The following is a 16358-nucleotide window of genomic DNA, read 5'->3' as shown; positions in this document are numbered from 1 at the left end:
GACGCGGCGAAGCGCTAGAAAGGCTCATTCAAAATGGGAAAAGCATTAGAGTTCACCGATGCTGAGTTCGAAACCGATGTTCTTCAGTCGAGCGAACCGGTACTCGTCGATTTCTGGGCGCCGTGGTGCGGACCTTGCCGTGCAATTGCGCCATTAATTGAAGAGCTTGCTGAACAATACGACGGCAAAGTGAAGATCGGAAAGGTGAATGTCGACGAGAACCCAGAGATCGCTCAACGATACGATGTTATGAACATCCCTACGCTCATCGTCTTCAAGAACGGTGAAATTGCCGAAAGGTTTATGGGATTGGTTCCGAAATCTAAACTTGAGTCGGCGATCTCCTCGCTGTAGCTCGCGCCAGGTCGTCTTGTGAGCACTATCATGTAGGGTGAGTTTGCTTGCCCTACATAGTTCCGCATTTTGCCAGCAAAAGTTTAACAGATACTTGGTCTGGCTCTCATGAACACAAACCACGCGCCGAGGCGTGAGTCTCGCGATTGGCCAGCCTCCGGCACCGCGTGACGTGCACGGTCAATGCAGTGAGGCTCACTGCAATCTGTTTTCTTCGCATTCTCAGCGAATCTGGGCGGGTAATAGCGGTTTAAAGGGCTCGTGCGGCAGACAACATATGCTGATTGACGGGGAATTTTTGCAAAGTCAAGCGTACGGCGTTTTACGACCGATAATTACTGACGCATATGAAGCCAAAGCTACTCCAGATTGAGAGTCGTTATGTTCCCGGACAACTGTACCGAAGTGACCCGAGAGTTGCTGGTATATTTAATAAGTCACCAGCAGTGGAACGACGCTACGGACATGTACCAGCAAGAGTTTGGTTCCACACCCGCGGTTGCTCGTGCTGCCGTTGATCAGCTAGCGGAGAAGTATGGCTACCGGAGGTCAAAGGCCGTGCCGATGACAATCGCCGCGTGCGCCTTATTTTCGACTGCGACGGCTGTAGCCGGGGTGTTAAACATGTTTGCTCCACAACTGTGGACCAGTTGAGCCGTTCTAGCTGCTGCGAATCGCACCCGAGCGTTCTTCTTTTAAAAAGTCTTCGTACGTTCGCTGTAGTCCCTCTTTAAGAGTGATCTTGTGTGTCCAGCCCAGCGAATGAAGCAGGCTCATGTCGGTCACTTTTCGAGGTGTCCCGTCGGGTTTGGTCGGATCGGTACTGACTTTACCGTCGTAGCCAACCGTTTCGGCAATCAGGTGTGCAAGTTCGAGTATCGGAATGTCTTCACCCGTTCCCACATTGACCCAATCAGGAGGGTCGGCGAGAGTCAATAAGTACAATATAGCGTCCGCCAAATCGTCTACATGCATGAATTCGCGTCGCGGCGAACCAGTACCCCAAATGGTTACTTCGGGCAGCCGATCTGTTTTTGCTTCATGGAACCTTCGCAAAAGAGCCGGCAGTACATGTGAGTTGCTTGGGTGGTAATTATCGCCCGGTCCGTACATATTGGTAGGCATTGCAGAATAAAAGAGCGATCCAAACTGCCGACGATAGTACTCGCAAAGTTTTAGCCCGGCGATTTTGGCAAGTGCATAAGCTTCATTTGTTTTTTCCAAGTAGTCGCTTAACAAAGCAGCTTCTTCAAGCGGTTGTGGCGCATTGCGAGGATAGATGCAGGTCGAACCTAGGAACAAGAAGCGATCTACATTGGTATCGTATGCGGCCCGAATCGCATTGATGCTCATCAGCAAGTTATCGGTCATGAACTCGACCGGATAGGTCATGTTCGCGTGGATCCCCCCTACCTTTGCGGCAGCAAAAACCACGACGTTAGGTCTGACGCGACGGAAATAGGCATCGACGTCGTCTTGTTTGGTCAAATCAAGCTCTGTTCGCGACTGCGTTAGCAGTTCGACGTTGGGCAATTGCGATAGGCGACGTACTACTGCTTGCCCTACCATCCCGCGATGGCCCGCGACAAAGATTCGGCCGCGAAGTTCCGCGTCAGGTTCAACTGGAATTTTTGCTTGATGAGAAGTCATTTTGGTGCGGCTTCGGACTGTGCCAGTTGGCGGTCAATCTGCTGGATAAGGTGGCGAATGTTTGCGCTATCGCCGATTATAGCTTGGGCTTTTTGAGCACTCTCTCGAGATTTTTCAAGTTTTTTCTGAATTGCTTGGGCTGTGGCTAGAGCATACCAAGCGGAACCGTTCTCGGCCTGAACTTGCACTAGTGACTCCAAAAGTCTCTCAAGCGGTGCGGCTGTTTCATTGTGACTTGAAATGCGGGTTATCGCCAATTGCGCAAGAATCGTTCCTGTGGAAGTTGGGTCTGGACCAAGGTAGTCGGCCGTTAATTCAGCATCGCTGCTTTGGAAAGCCCAGTATAGGCACTTCAAAATTCCTGTCAGCGGAACTTGTTTCGATTCTAAAAAGGACGCATTCAGGCAGTCAGGCGTGTCAGCACCTTTCGACGTGACAAACTGGAAGAGTCGCTCAGAGGCGACAAGGGGAGAAGCGTCTAGTTGAAGAGCCAGATTCTGAGCGATGTCCGCATAGGTGCACCAGTTTTTTCGTGTTGCTGGGAGGTTCGAACTGAGCAGCATGCCACATTGTTTGGAAATTTCGCGGCGGAGGAACGCTCGCTCGCTGCTCGATCGTTGGGATGACCTCAATAAGCTCGCCAGCTGTTCGTTGACTGTCTTCCATTGTCCTTGAAAGCACCCAATCCGCAACAACGCAAGTTGGTTCTGGAAATCGTAATCGTCAAAAGTCTTTCGGCTATCCAAACGCTCAAGCGCACCTGATGCCATATCAAAATCCTCAGCCAAGTGGCGTCGAATCGACAAGTCAACTGCCCACGGCGATTTGAGTTTTTCGAGAAAGGTAAACACCTGGTTGGGGACACTTAATCCTGGTGAGCGATCACCCGTAAGTTGCGATTCAAGTGCGAAGTACGTTTCGGCAGTGATCTCGAGAAGTGCGGTATCGTGTGGATTTTTCTCAGCTAGTTCCAAAAGGGCCGTATACGTTTTGACGGAGTCATTGCCTTGAAAAGCGTTTGCCACCAACAAATCGGTAGCATACTGTTTAGCCGCCGCGATCTGAAAATCTCCAGCATTAGCAGCCATGCTAGCGAGCATTTGATTTGAAGACGATCGCACCTCTTGTTCATATTCTTGTAAATCTTGGCGCTCTTGACTGGTCAAAAAACCGCGATCGGTCTGAAGCCATTCTGCAATTCGATCAGCGGCTTCGCGATCAAACTGGATCCAGTTCCAACGATGCTGATCGGAACCGTCATGAAGGTGTACGAGGCGTTCGTGTACAATTCTTGCCTCACGGGCGACGTTCAGAACACTGGCGGCGGTTCTATTTGGATTGGTCGCAGCTGATTCCGCAAAGAAGGCCTTAGACACATTCGCCTGCTCGCTCTCATACCAGGCTGGAAGACTATTGGGTTGTACTAAGGTTCCATAAAGAATCAGCAACAATGCGATGATGCCGACAACCAATGCGGGAAGTCCGTACAGGAAGTGCTTTCGCCGCAGGTCTTCTGCTTTTTCAATATCAATCGTTTCGGTCACAAATCCAAGCTCGGTGAACGGGAACAGCCGCAATGCTAGCCAAGGAAATGTCGCCATGGGGCATCCAGCAATTAGATGGAGTGATTATAGCTAAATGCTCAAAGCAGGCTATTCGCAATGTCAGCGAAGGAGACTAAGGACTGGCTCCATTGTCGAAAAGCTCGGATTTTGCCAAGCAAGGGACACGTGAGTTTAGCGAAGCGCAGACGCTGAGGCAGAACACTTATGCAAGCGAAAGATTGCTCAACGAAAAATTAACAGAATGTGATATCGGTCGCATTGAGATTGCATTGCGATGAAGTTTTTGCCTATAGCTACTGACCTGGCCGCCCTATAGAGAACAATTTGAAGTGTACAAGAGCACGGACATGCGCAACCGATCAAGCTTGAAAGTAGTTATCCGCTTCTCACTCTTACTCGCATTTTGCTGTCTGCTTGTACCAGCAAGTGGTTGCATGACGTGGACGGCTCATATGATCAGAGTTATCTATGGCAACGAGGTGAAGCCGGAATTTGAAGGCTTAAAAGACCAGAAAGTTGCGATCCTCGTCTCTAACGAACGAGGTATCTGCGGTGATGAAGTCTGCATCCGACTCGCATCCCTTATGCAGACAGGAATCGGGAATGATCTAAAGAAGCTGAACCTTGTACGGCAAGAATCGATCGATAACTGGCTCAGGGACAACCCGAGCGGTGACGATGCAGTTTCCGAAATTGGTAAAGGTGTTCAAGCTGACATGGTTATTCACGTGGATATGCAGAAGCTTACATTGCTGGATGGACCAACTCTTTACCGCGGCAAATCTGAGCTATCCGTCGAAGTTTTGGATGTCAAGGAAGATAAGATCATCTTTCGCAAGACGCTGCCAGAGTTTACATACCCTCAGTCCGCTGCGATTAGTACAACGGAAATGGACAAGGCTAAGTTTCAACGGCTCTATCTAAACATGGTCGCCGAGAGACTAAATCGCATGTTCATTCACAGTCCAATGGGCTCGGACGTGGCCGGCGACGCTCGGATTTTGCAATATTAATGTTTAGGCCCAGAAACGGTAGCCTTCTGAACAAGCATCCATCATCTTTACTTTGATGGCTTTGGTTCGTTTTTCAAAATAGGATTTAACTCTTGCATAAAATCCTGCACGTCTTGAAATTCTCGATAGACGCTTGCAAAACGAACATACGCCACTTGGTCTAGTGCAGCTAAGTGTTGCATGCACAAGTTGCCCACCTCGCGGCTTGGCACTTCCGCTTCGTACTCTTCCATCAGCTGACTTTCAATCGCTTCCGCAATCTTACTGCGCTGCTCGGCACTGATCTTCCTCTTCCAGCATGCGAGCTCCAAGCCATGTTCGATTTTACTGCGTGCAAATGGTTCGCGTTCGCCATTCTTTTTGATCACCGACAAAGTGCCTGCAGTCCGTTCATAAGTCGTGAACCGCCGTCGACAGTTGTGGCAATACCTACGACGTCGAATCGATCGACCGTCTTCGACCGCGCGCGAGTCTCGGACGCTGTCGTTATCAATCTGGCAATAGGGGCATCGCATGAAACAGGCAAGCAGTCGTTGAAGATCGGTCGATGAGTATTTTGTTAAATATAGGCCTAATGTCGACTTGCATAAGGGACCAACCTTCAAATTCTAGCTGTTTAAGGAGAACTTGAGCATTGATTGTTCAGCTTGACTAGTCGCGGAGACCGAGTGTCTTTTCAAGTGAGTCCTGCTGCGCTTCACGGCCAATTGAATCCGTGATGGTTAACCACGAGTTAAGGCACTGCTGCATCCTGGCGGGAATCTGAGCGTCATCGGGTAATGCAAGGATATCTGCAAGAGCCGTGTTCAACTCTTGGCGATAGAGGTGCCCTTGATGGACTCGAAAGCACTGCTGAACGTGAGAACGCAAGCTTATCTCCTTTACCAGTTTTCGATATTCCACGAGATTCTCAGCAGTATCTTGAGAGTCTGAAACCGCGTTGCTCTGGAAAATAAGATCGCGAGGTATCCAAGGAGATGTAGCTGATAGGGCCGTGCGTTGCGATGCCTCGTTAGCCCAGCGCAAAAATAGAATTGACTTCGAAGTCTGACGAGTCCGAGATCCGAGAAACACGGCGGGAGCTCGGCCGCTATCGACGACAGACAGCTCCAAGGTTGTGACAGGTTTCCAGTTGTTCTTTTGTGAATCGTCATTGCTCTCTTCTTGGCTCGTTGACGATGCCTGGCTTTGATACAGCGGAACGTGCCAGATGAAGTCCGGCTCAATCTCAGTTGGGGCTGCGTCCGTGCTAGATGATTCGAACTTATTTAATGCGGCCCAGCCTACTCGCAGGAGCGATCTGTCATCGTCAGGCGATGCAGACATGACTTTTTTGAATAGCCTCGCCGAATTCAACATCCAGTCTTCAACTAGCCGAGGGCTAAAATCTACCAGATTGAACAACAGGGACGGTTCATACGACTGAGGTCTCTGGGTACAAGCGATTGCTAGGAATATGTCCACATACTCAACCGACTCACCGTTCTGAGTCTTCACGCCATCATTCGCTGCGCTTACACGATGTTGCTCCCAATTGACATAAAAGGCAGGGAGAGTCTGGCTGGCGTTTAACGCCACGGGCAACTCAATCTGGCGGCTTCTGGGTGCGCCATTTGCTAAGCTTGGAAGAATCAGGCTGCAACCCAAAGGCAGTGCGTAGGCTTCTTTTCCATAGTTTGCGGACAACTTCCAGAGCGGAGGGAGTCGCGGTCCTGAGTCTGCAAGATTTTGATCCGCAGTTCGTCGACTCAGTTCGTAGTCAGCGATTGCTTCTGAAAGGGGACTGACGAGTTCTCGTTCGACAAGTGTCCCGATTAGATAGGCGGGGGCAAATAATAGGTCGAACTGAGGCGGTTGCGCGGAACAAATCATCTCCGCCGTGGAGGTTTCAAATTCTAACGCCTGTTCGGTGACACCGGCCCAACGCCGACGCAGGACCTCTTGCATTTCGACCGGTTGGTCCACCATCAAAATCCGAAGTGGAGGTCGGTTGCGATCCGATTTTCGCTCTGAAGTCGTGGTCTCCGCCGAACTGGACGTAGGCTCGCTTTTCGGAGTGCAGCCAGATGCGACTGCCAAAAGACAGAAAACGAGGGAGATGGAGCAACGAAATATAGTCCCTTCTCTCGGAATCAGAAATTGCATCGCCAACTCTTGCCTGGAAGTTTGGAACCTGGAAATGAAAACATTGTGAAGTGTTTTAGTCGCACTGCGAATCTACGAAAATATACCTTGAGAAGTTCGTTTGGCTGCGGCGATATGACGTTTTCAGCCGGATCGAAGCGTTACCGTGTACCTTACCTTTGGCAATGCGAGTATATTCTGCATGAAAATGCGGCCGGCGTTTTGTCGTCTCGAGCAGCATTAACAAAAACGCTTAGAAAATATTGCTTTACCAACAGTTGCGAGAGGTTTGAATCGATCATGGCGTACTACCTAGGGATTGATATTGGCACATCGGGCACCAAAACTTTGTGCATGGACTCCAAAGGTGAGATTCTTGGTCAAAGTACCGTGGAATATGACGTGGACATGCCCAAGCCGATGTGGACTCAACAGCATCCCGACTTGTGGTGGCAGGCAGTAAAGAAGACTGTTATCGGGGCACTGAAGGCTTCCAAGATCAAGGGGACCGAAGTCAAAGCAATTGGGTTATCGGGGCAAATGCATGGTTCGGTTTTCTTGGACGCCAAACAGCAAGTGATCCGCCCTGCTCTGCTTTGGAACGATCAGCGTACTTCAAAAGAGTGCGAGGAGATTACTAAATTGGCGGGTGGCCGCGAAGCTTTGATTGACATGGTTGCTAACCCAGCTCTCACTGGTTTTACTGCGCCCAAGCTTCTGTGGTTACGCAACAATGAACCCAAGAATTATGCAAAGCTAAAGCATCTGCTCTTGCCGAAAGATGAAATTCGTCGCCGACTCACAGGAGAGCTTGCTACGGAGGTAAGCGATGCGTCCGGTATGCTTTTACTAGATGTGGTCAATCGAAAATGGAGTGACAAACTGCTCAGCAAACTTCAGATCGACTCATCGATCTTGGCGAAAGTGTACGAATCCGAGGAAGTCACCGGCACTTTGTTGCCAGAAGTTGCATCGGAGCTAGGGCTTAGCAAAGATTGCAAGGTCGTTGGCGGGGCCGGCGATTGTGCTGCAGGCGCTGTTGGTAACGGCGTCGTGAAATCGGGAGTCTTGACTGCGTCATTGGGTACTTCGGGGGTTGTATTCTGTCAAAGCGACGAACCACAATACGATCGCATGGGACGCTTGCATACGTTTTGTCATGCGGTCCGCGGTAAGTGGCATATGATGGGAGTGACATTATCTGCGGCAGGATCGTGGCAATGGTTTATGGCTAACCTTTGCAGCGATTTGCTGAACAAGAAGGGAGCCAAACCGCATGAAGTGCTCAACACGGAAGCGGCCGCGGCGGTACCTGGGTGCAATGGTTTGTATTTTCTCCCTTATCTGGCCGGCGAAAGAACTCCGCATGCTGACGCGAATGCTCGAGGCTGTTGGATTGGCCTGACCAATGCGCACGGACGCGGCGAAATTGCCCGCTCTGTGATGGAGGGCGTTGCTTATTCGCTAAGGGATAGTCTTGAAATTATCCGCTCCCTTGACGTGCCCATCAAAGAAGTGCGCGTGAGCGGCGGCGGAGCCAAGAGTGTACTGTGGCGACAGATTCTTGCGGATTGCTTCCATCAGCCGTCCTGTACGATTAACGCAGAACAAGGAGCTGCGTACGGCGTAGCATTGCTGGCAGCAGTCGGAGACGGGGCGTATAAGAACATTGAAGAGGCTTGCAAGGCGACGATCCGCGTTGTCGAAAAGCTTCCGCCCAAGAAAAGTGATTCGAAAGTCTACGATAAGGCCTATCCAATCTACCAAAGTCTCTATCAGTCCCTCAAAGGTGAATTTGCGAAAATTGCCGAGCTATAAATTACATTACCCGCGAACCTACATGCTCAAGGGCGTTAGCTATGCAAGCGAAATGGGCTTTTCTCGGTACTGGACGAATTACTCAACGAATGCTGGCGGCCATTGGGGCCAGCCAGAGCAGTCGGTTGGTTGCGATTGCGTCCCGCAGCCAACAAGGTGCCGAGGCTTGGCTGCGCCGAAACGCCCTTGAGACCTCGCATATTCAGTCGTATTCAAGCTACAAGGCCGCAATGCAAGCGACTGACGTCGAGTGGGTGTATGTGGCCACGCCTCCTGCAACGCATTGCGATATCGTTATCGATGCGTTGAAGAATGGTAAGCACGTGTTGTGTGAAAAACCACTTGGCGTTTCTGAGGATGAAGCAGAACGAATGCTGGCTGCGTCCATCCAGTATGATCGAAAGTTGTTGGACGCGACCGGATTTCCTTACCACTTGCGAACGCAGCGTTTCCTTGAAATCATTGCGAGCGGCACTCTGGGGCAACTTCGAAAAATAACAATCGCTTGTAGCTTCAGCGACCTGAAAAACCGACCTGATGATCACCGTTTTAGCGCAGAACTTGGGGGCGGCTGTTTGTTAGACTTGGGCTGGTACTGCGTGTACGCTTCATTGTACCTGAGTGGGCAAATGCCTCTTTCAATTTTGGCGCATGGTGAGTCAAGCGATCCAGGTAACATCGGGGGATGGCAAACGGTACAAAGTCTAGCGCGTTTTCCCGCTTCGCTCGTTGCACACTGGGATTGTAGTTTTCAAACCGCGGGGCGGCGATGGATCGAAATTGCTGGTGAAGATGGAACGTTAGTCTGCGATGACCTCTTGCGACCGGGCGATTTGTCAAAGCCGAGATTTTGGATTCATGATGCATACGGGAAAGCTCAAGTCGACGTTGTTGGCGTCGACGATTTTCAAGAGGCGAACTTAATAGATTTCGCAGTACTCGAGTCTTTAACAACGGTGCGTGAGCGTTTCGGTTATGCGTTACGAACCCAACAGGTGTTACAGGAAGTACACCGAGTCGCTGCGGCCAGTTCGAAAAAATAGGTTTCTTCTTTATGAAAGTCTTTCGATGAATGATGTTGAGAAGATCGTAGTGTTTTTATCGAGTGATTTGATGTTTTACTCGAAAATCAGCGCTGCTGCAAAAGCTCATGGCTTTGCAAGTGTTATGGTTCCGAAAGCTGCAATGATTGCTGATCGCTGTACGCCTTCTAATGTCGCGTGGGTCTGCATAGACTTGTTTGCTTCTCCAGGCGACATAAGCGAGGTTGGGGCTAACGTGCGTGAAACGTGCGAGCACGCACGACTGATCGGGTTTGGCCCGCACGTTCAGAAAGAGGAATTAGAATCCGCAAAGCTAGCGGGTTTCGACTTAGTTCTTACCCGAGGCGAATTTAATCGTGATCTGAACAAGCTGTTCGAAAAATCGCCGCTGTGAAAGTTGGTTTCATAGATCGTCGTTAATGGTCGTCCAAGGGCCTGGCGCGTCATTTGCTTTTCAGGTTGTCACCACGCTCGTGGCTGCCAGTTTGTGCATCTAGACAAGCAAAATCCCACCATTTAGGCGATTAACAAGTCATGACATTCCGGTTCGACAAATTGACAATCAAAGCTCAGGAAGCCGTTGCGCTGGCGCAGTCGCTGGCGTCCGAAAAAGGGAATCCTGAATTAGACGCTCTGCATGTGTTGGCAGCTTTGCTTCAGGACAACGGCGGCATTCCTGTCGCGTTGTTGAAAAAGATCGGGAGCAACGTCAGTCAGCTCACGACCACGGTTCAATCTGAAATCGACAAGCTTCCAAAAACGTCTGGTGGCCGGACGCCTGGTGTGGGGCCGACGCTACAGAAGGCATTCGAAGAGGCCGCAAAGCTTGGCGAAGCGATGAAGGATGATTTCCTAAGTACAGAACATCTTTTGCTTGGCATCGCTAAAACGGATAATAGGGCTGCATCGCTTATGAAACTGTTGGGCATCACTGAAAAAGAGATGCTGCAAGGGCTGCAAAGTGTTCGCGGTAGCGCCCGAGTAACCGACCAAAGCCCAGAGGGGAAGTTTCAGGCTCTTGAAAAATATGGCATTGATCTAGTTGAACAAGCCAGAAAGAACAAACTTGATCCAGTCATCGGGCGCGACAGCGAAATTCGCCGCGTGATTCAAGTCTTGTCACGACGCACAAAGAATAATCCTGTGCTGATTGGCGAGCCTGGGGTTGGCAAGACCGCGATTGCGGAAGGTTTAGCACTTCGAATCGTTCAAGGTGACGTGCCGCAGACGTTGAAAGATCGACGTGTCATTGCGCTCGACATGGGAGCGCTGGTAGCTGGTACAAAGTTTCGTGGAGAATTTGAAGAACGTTTGAAAGCTGTACTACGCGAAGTCAAGGACGCCGACGGTGAGATCATTCTGTTTATCGACGAGCTTCACACAGTCGTAGGTGCTGGCGCAGCGGAAGGTGGTAGTGATGCTGCGAATCTATTGAAGCCTGAGTTGGCTCGTGGTCAACTGCGTGCGATAGGCGCGACTACTTTAAATGAGTACCGCAAGTATATCGAAAAAGACGCTGCGCTAGAACGCCGCTTTCAACCAGTCTACGTCGGCGAACCTACCATAGAAGACACGATTACAATTTTGCGTGGACTGAAGTCACGATATGAATCTCATCACGGAGTCAAGATTCGGGATTCTGCGCTGGTCGCGGCTGCGAATCTGTCGAATCGATACATCTCCGACCGTTTCTTGCCAGATAAGGCCATTGACTTGGTTGATGAAGCGGCTTCGCGGTTGGCGATGGAACGAGAAAGTGTGCCTGCGGAAATTGATTTCGTACAGCGTCGCTTGCGGCAGCTCGAAATTGCACAACGGCAGCTAAAAGAAGAGGATGGTGAGGAAAACACGCAACATTCTTTGAGCGATGTCGAGCAAGAAATGGAGTCGCTCGAACGAGAATTAGCCAGATTGCGAGAACAGTGGGACGCCGAAAAGCTTGGCATGTCGGACGTTCAATCTGTACGGAAGCAACTTGAGCAGACCGAGACAGAATTTACTCAGCTGGATGCAACTATCAAGCAGCAGCAGTCTTCCGGTGTTAATGTCTCTGAAAGTGACTACCAGAAATTATTTGAACTGGACCAGAGTCGAAGGAAGCTTCGCAAACAGATTGAAACCGAAGAAGAGTCTCCGAAGGAACAAACGAATCGTCCTGAACATCGCTTGCTGCGAACCGATGTGACCGCTGACGAAATTGCAACGGTCGTGAGCGCCTGGACGGGAGTCCCCGTTTCCAGAATGTTAGAAACGGAACGGGCTAAACTTCTCGTGATGGAGGAACGCTTGCATCAACGATTGATCGGACAAGATCAAGCTGTCACCGTCGTCGCTGACGCCGTCCGGCGCAGTCGCAGCGGGTTGCAGGATCCTAATCGGCCGATCGGTTCATTTTTGTTTCTGGGACCAACTGGTGTTGGCAAAACCGAACTTTGCAAGACTCTTGCTGAGGTTCTCTTTGACGACGAAACGGCGATGGTTCGTATTGACATGAGCGAATTCATGGAGCGACACTCCGTTTCGCGGCTGATAGGCGCACCTCCAGGTTATGTCGGCTACGAAGAAGGTGGTAAACTAACCGAGGCCGTTCGGCGTCGGCCATATGCTGTACTGCTACTAGATGAAATGGAGAAGGCTCATCCAGACGTGTTCAATGTTTTGTTACAAGTGCTGGATGACGGCAGACTTACAGACGGTCAAGGTCGCACGGTTGATTTTACAAATACCATCATTGTCATGACCAGTAACGTTGGTAGTCAAATCATTCAGAAAATTACTGAAGAAGGCGGCAGCTATGAGGAAATCGTTGACGCGATGCAAACACCGCTTCGTCAGAAATTCTTGCCTGAATTTTTGAATCGGATTGATGAAACGGTCGTGTTTGAACCGCTGAGGCAATCGCAGATTCGTCGAATTGTCGACCTCCAAGTTGAACGCTTGAAGAAACAACTTGCGGAAAAGCATATTTCACTGCATGTTTCTGAAGCTGCCGCTGATGCTATCGCTGACGAAGGCTATGATCCGCAGTATGGCGCACGTCCGCTGAAGCGCGTTATCCAACGACGATTACAAAATCCTATTGCCACCGAGCTCTTGCGGCATGCTTCGAACGAAGATGCACATGTGACCGTCCATTACTCTGACGGAAGTTATTCGATCAGTATGAACGATGCATCGCGGGACGAAGCTCCCACGATCTGAGATGCCTGCAAAACTCAAAATCAAGCTGGGCCAATGCCGTCTGCCGTTGACCAGTAACCGCCTCGGCTATGATCGCACTGTAGACGTTGTCCACGGTGCGATCGATCGACGAACCCTACATCCTCACCAGCCTGAAGCCTGAATACAGTCTCACCCCCAACGATAGTTCGTACGGGAAGGCCTTTGACGCGTTTTCCGGACCAAGGGGACCACTTGCATTTGGTGAGCTGGTCTTCATTGCGAATAATCTTTTCGCGATTGAGGTCAATCAGTACTAGATCGGCATCGTAGCCGACTTCGATACGCCCTTTACCAACCAAACCCCAGATTCGAGCCGGGCCGTCGCTGCACATACTTGCTAGTCGCTCAAGAGTAATGCCGTGTTCTTGTGCGTGAGTTAGCAACAGCGATAGATAATTTTCGACTGACGGCAGGCCACTGGGCGAAGCGGGATAGTCAACCGATTTTTCTTCCAAGGTATGAGGTGCGTGGTCGGTAGCAACGACTTGGACCAAGCCCTCACGCATCGCTTTCCACAAGGCCGGCGGATGTTCTGGCGGTTTGATGGAAGGATTCATCTGTACTAGCGTTCCAAGGGTTTCGTAGTCCCTAGTGTCGAACAACAAATGATGAGGACAAACTTCGCAGGTGAGCCACGGTCGCGCTTGAGAGATCATCGGTATTTCGTCAGCGGTGCTGACGTGCAGGACATGGAAGCGATGTTGGTGACGTACTGCGAGATCGATGGCTCGACGCGTAGCGACGATAGCTGCATTTACGTCGCGAATCTTGGAGTGGTCGGCAATATTATTGGTGGCGCCAATTCTTGTGCGGTTCTCTCGAATGGTTGATTCGTCTTCGCAATGAGCGCATATGGGTAAGGATGTCTCTGCGAAAATCCGCTCGAGTGCCGCCTGCTTGTCGACAAGCAAGTCTCCAGTGCTTGAACCGATAAAGATTTTAATTCCGGGCACGTTTTTCACGAGATTCAATTCTTCCAAGTTGTCGACTGTCGCACCGATATAGAATCCGTGGTTGACAATCGATTTTTGGCGAGCGATTTCGTACTTTGCTTCGATCAAATCGGCAGTTATCGCGGCGGGTACCGTATTGGGCATCTCCAGAAAAGATGTAACGCCCCCCGCAGCACAAGCGGCGGACGCGGTAGCCAAGTCTTCCTTGTGAGTGAGTCCAGGGTCGCGAAAATGGACTTGGTCATCGATTAATCCCGGGAAAAGTACTCGGTCTCGCCCGTCGATGACTTCGCCTGCGACCGACAGGCCAGATGCATCGATCGAGGCAATTTTGCCGTTCTCGATCAACACATTCGTTACAGAACATCCAGTCGGAAGCACGACCTTGGCATCTCGAATCAAAGTGCGTTTCATATGGTCAATCTATGATTACAATTGGTCAGATCTATGAATTAAGGAATGCCTGCGAGCAATGGACTTTTCGCAGAAACTTGGAACTCAATAGCGTATGGTCTCTAGAAACAACGACAATAGTCCTACCAAAAAAGCTTCGGCGTTCCCGCTAAGTTTATCTATCGGTGCCGCAGTTTTTGCATGGCTCGCTTTCGGAGTGGGTTTTGTTTTCGCTACGCAATTCTCAACGCTAGGTATTACGAGCGGAAAATGGGCAGAAAAAGTCGCCGATCCCGCTGCCGCCGTCATCGCATGCGTTTACCTGTCCGCTCTGATTCTGTTGGTGCTGTTTTTGTGCGGCCTGATTTTTTCCTGGCAAAAGTGGCGAATAGGAACGTGTGGTCTGTGGGGGACTATTCCCGCGCTGCTGCTTGCCTGGGGAGTTAGCGAACGAACTCTAGCAGTAAAGCCATTCCAAATCGTTCGCCCGATCAATTGGTATCAGACGCTGGTAGAAACAAACGCCGTTGGGCACACTCGATTGTTAGGAGGTTCTTTGTGGCAGAAAGAGTCAGAGAATCTGAGTGCTGCCGTATACGGACTGTCTGAGGTCGATGCTGAAAATTCGCCATCACAGAGTGTTGATGAATTTCTAACGTCGATGACTGCAGCGCTAGGTGCTGGAGAAGTTACCAAGGTTCGCTTACATTTTCGACCGCTAGTCGTTGCAGCTACGCCAAGCGTCTCAGCATGGGTAAACCTTGCCTCGGCAGAAGACCAGATGGCAACCAATTCCACTTTGTCGTCGGAAGAATGGTCTAATTGTGCGAGAGCTGTCTTAGACGCAAATCTTCGCCTGAATTGCACTCCACCTTCGATTCTTACACTAGGTTGGGCCGAGTACTGGAGCAAGAGTTCGGATGAAGTCATGGATCAGTATTTCCAAGCTCGGAGCGGTCGAACATCGTTGCCTTCATTGGCTGACCTCACAGGTTCGACGCTATACAGTATAGACAATCGCAACCAAGCGATCGTTGGTGCCGCCTTCGTAACTTACCTGTTGGAAGAGAAAAACGTTGGAGATTTTTTGAAGCTTTGTCACGTGGATGGTCAAGCAGAGTTCACTGCCGTGACGGAAGAGTTGCTGGGAATCGAATGGAAAGCAACTTGTTTTGACTTTGAAAATTGGCTTCGACTTGAAGCTGACCGGCTCGGGTGGGCCAAATCGACGACGTTCGCAAATGCTGATCTCAATACCGTTCAGGCGATCGAAGCGGAACTGAACGTGACGATGAAAATGCTGTCCGATGTGAAGGCTCAAAGTGAACAAGAACAAATTGTTTGGCGAGAGCTGCTCGTGCAATGCGAGTCATTGTATCGTCAAAGGTTGGCTCAAAAAATCGAAGGCGGTTTTGAAAAGAAGTCGGTGGCGGAAAGCTTGGAATTGCAAGCTACTCCCACAACGAAACGGACGCGTTCGCTAGTCTCCGATAGCGGATGTTGGTTCTCGAAGGCAGATTCTACGTCGGAAGACGCAATCGTAGTCGCAGGAGATCGAGCTTTCCGTGCCCTTCGAAACGAGCGAGATAAAACGAGAGTCGCATGCGCCATTGATAGCGATGTCGACCGTCGAAATGCGAGAAATATCGCAATAAACGCAATCCGAGATTGGCACATGGAAGGCGACCTAATTGCAGAATTGGATAACCGTATTGAACTTGCCAAGGGTTGGTTCATCTCAAGCATCAGCAGTGGTGGAGACACTGATGATTGGACAATTGAAATGCAATCAGGTCCAACTGATATCGTAGATCAAAATTCGCAACGGCGCATAAGTCTTAAGCTATCTCCAAAATACAACTTTCGGATCGTTCAACAGACGATGACAGGCGACGCTGTGCAGCGCGAGAGCATCAGTCGAGAATTTATCGCGAGCGAAAATGACTTTGTTGTTACTCGGGAGCAACAACAACTCGGCATTTCACTAGATGCAATTGACGGCGAGAAGTGGAACACGGAATTTTCGACACTTACGAATCAACAAGCGGGTTCGCTGCGAGAAGAACTTGCCTATATGAAAGTCGTCGACTGCAACGAATTAGTGGTGCCAACACCGTGGTCACTCAAGCTTATGCGTGTGTTTTCAATCGCCTTCCTTGCATTCGCCGCGGTCTTCGGTTTGGGATGGTTTTTGTTACGTTAGTCGAATGCGATTGCGGTACG

Annotated in this window: 13 protein-coding genes; 8 read left to right on the top strand and 5 right to left on the bottom strand. The window is 50.3% G+C overall.

The features are described from left to right. Positions 1-33 precede the first annotated feature (33 nt). Together trxA and SH451x_RS19150 are read left to right on the top strand one after the other, a co-directional pair. Positions 34-354, top strand: a complete 321-nt coding sequence (gene trxA / locus SH451x_RS19155; protein ID WP_479358638.1) for a thioredoxin — start codon at positions 34-36, stop codon at positions 352-354. A 381-nt stretch (positions 355-735) separates the two neighbouring features. Beyond that, positions 736-1008 (top strand): hypothetical protein, encoded by a 273-nt coding sequence (locus tag SH451x_RS19150; RefSeq protein ID WP_479358637.1) that lies wholly within the window; start codon positions 736-738, stop codon positions 1006-1008. Positions 1009-1014: 6 nt separating this feature from the next. On the opposite strand, the gene SH451x_RS19145 is transcribed toward SH451x_RS19150, so the two are convergent. Then, positions 1015-2004: a GDP-L-fucose synthase family protein gene (locus tag SH451x_RS19145; protein WP_479358635.1), complete on the bottom strand. Its 990-nt coding sequence runs from the start codon at positions 2002-2004 to the stop codon at positions 1015-1017. Next, positions 2001-3605, bottom strand: coding sequence for a hypothetical protein (locus SH451x_RS19140; protein ID WP_479358634.1), 1605 nt, complete (start codon positions 3603-3605; stop codon positions 2001-2003). Before SH451x_RS19140 ends, SH451x_RS19145 begins: the two co-directional genes overlap by 4 nt. A gap of 311 nt (positions 3606-3916) precedes the next feature. On the opposite strand from SH451x_RS19140, the gene SH451x_RS19135 reads away from it, so the two are divergent. Continuing rightward, the gene (locus SH451x_RS19135; RefSeq protein ID WP_479358632.1) at positions 3917-4582 is read left to right on the top strand and encodes a hypothetical protein; all 666 of its coding nucleotides are present in this window, start codon (positions 3917-3919) and stop codon (positions 4580-4582) included. Positions 4583-4629: 47 nt separating this feature from the next. Here SH451x_RS19135 and nrdR read toward each other — a convergent pair whose 3' ends face one another. Further along, a complete protein-coding gene (nrdR, locus tag SH451x_RS19130) occupies positions 4630-5097 on the bottom strand; it encodes a transcriptional regulator NrdR (RefSeq protein ID WP_479358631.1) in 468 nt (155 codons plus the stop codon). A 136-nt stretch (positions 5098-5233) separates the two neighbouring features. Then, entirely contained in the window at positions 5234-6550 is a 1317-nt protein-coding gene (locus tag SH451x_RS19125) for a hypothetical protein (RefSeq protein ID WP_479358630.1), read from the bottom strand. Positions 6551-7006: 456 nt separating this feature from the next. On the opposite strand from SH451x_RS19125, the gene xylB reads away from it, so the two are divergent. The 4 genes from xylB (at position 7007) to clpB (ending at position 12768) form a co-directional block, all read left to right on the top strand. After that, positions 7007-8524: a xylulokinase gene (gene xylB / locus SH451x_RS19120; protein WP_479362919.1), complete on the top strand. Its 1518-nt coding sequence runs from the start codon at positions 7007-7009 to the stop codon at positions 8522-8524. A 41-nt stretch (positions 8525-8565) separates the two neighbouring features. Beyond that, on the top strand, positions 8566-9567 hold the full coding sequence (locus tag SH451x_RS19115; protein WP_479358629.1) for a Gfo/Idh/MocA family protein: 1002 nt from the start codon (positions 8566-8568) through the stop codon (positions 9565-9567). 25 nt (positions 9568-9592) lie between these two features. Continuing rightward, positions 9593-9961 carry a hypothetical protein gene (locus SH451x_RS19110; RefSeq protein WP_479358628.1) on the top strand — a complete coding sequence of 123 codons (369 nt, stop codon included), beginning with the start codon at positions 9593-9595 and terminating at the stop codon, positions 9959-9961. A 140-nt stretch (positions 9962-10101) separates the two neighbouring features. Beyond that, entirely contained in the window at positions 10102-12768 is a 2667-nt protein-coding gene (gene clpB, locus SH451x_RS19105; RefSeq protein WP_479358627.1) for an ATP-dependent chaperone ClpB, read from the top strand. 20 nt (positions 12769-12788) lie between these two features. Here the strand turns inward: clpB and SH451x_RS19100 are convergent, their stop codons facing one another. After that, positions 12789-14156, bottom strand: a complete 1368-nt coding sequence (locus SH451x_RS19100; protein ID WP_479358626.1) for a dihydroorotase — start codon at positions 14154-14156, stop codon at positions 12789-12791. 94 nt (positions 14157-14250) lie between these two features. Between SH451x_RS19100 and SH451x_RS19095 the strand changes: the two genes are divergently transcribed. Further along, the gene (locus SH451x_RS19095) at positions 14251-16338 is read left to right on the top strand and encodes a hypothetical protein (RefSeq protein WP_479358625.1); all 2088 of its coding nucleotides are present in this window, start codon (positions 14251-14253) and stop codon (positions 16336-16338) included. The last annotated feature ends 20 nt before the right edge of the window (positions 16339-16358 follow it).

It is taken from the genome of Njordella aestuarii, assembly GCF_056494165.1.
This window is presented reverse-complemented; position numbering and strand designations above follow the sequence as displayed.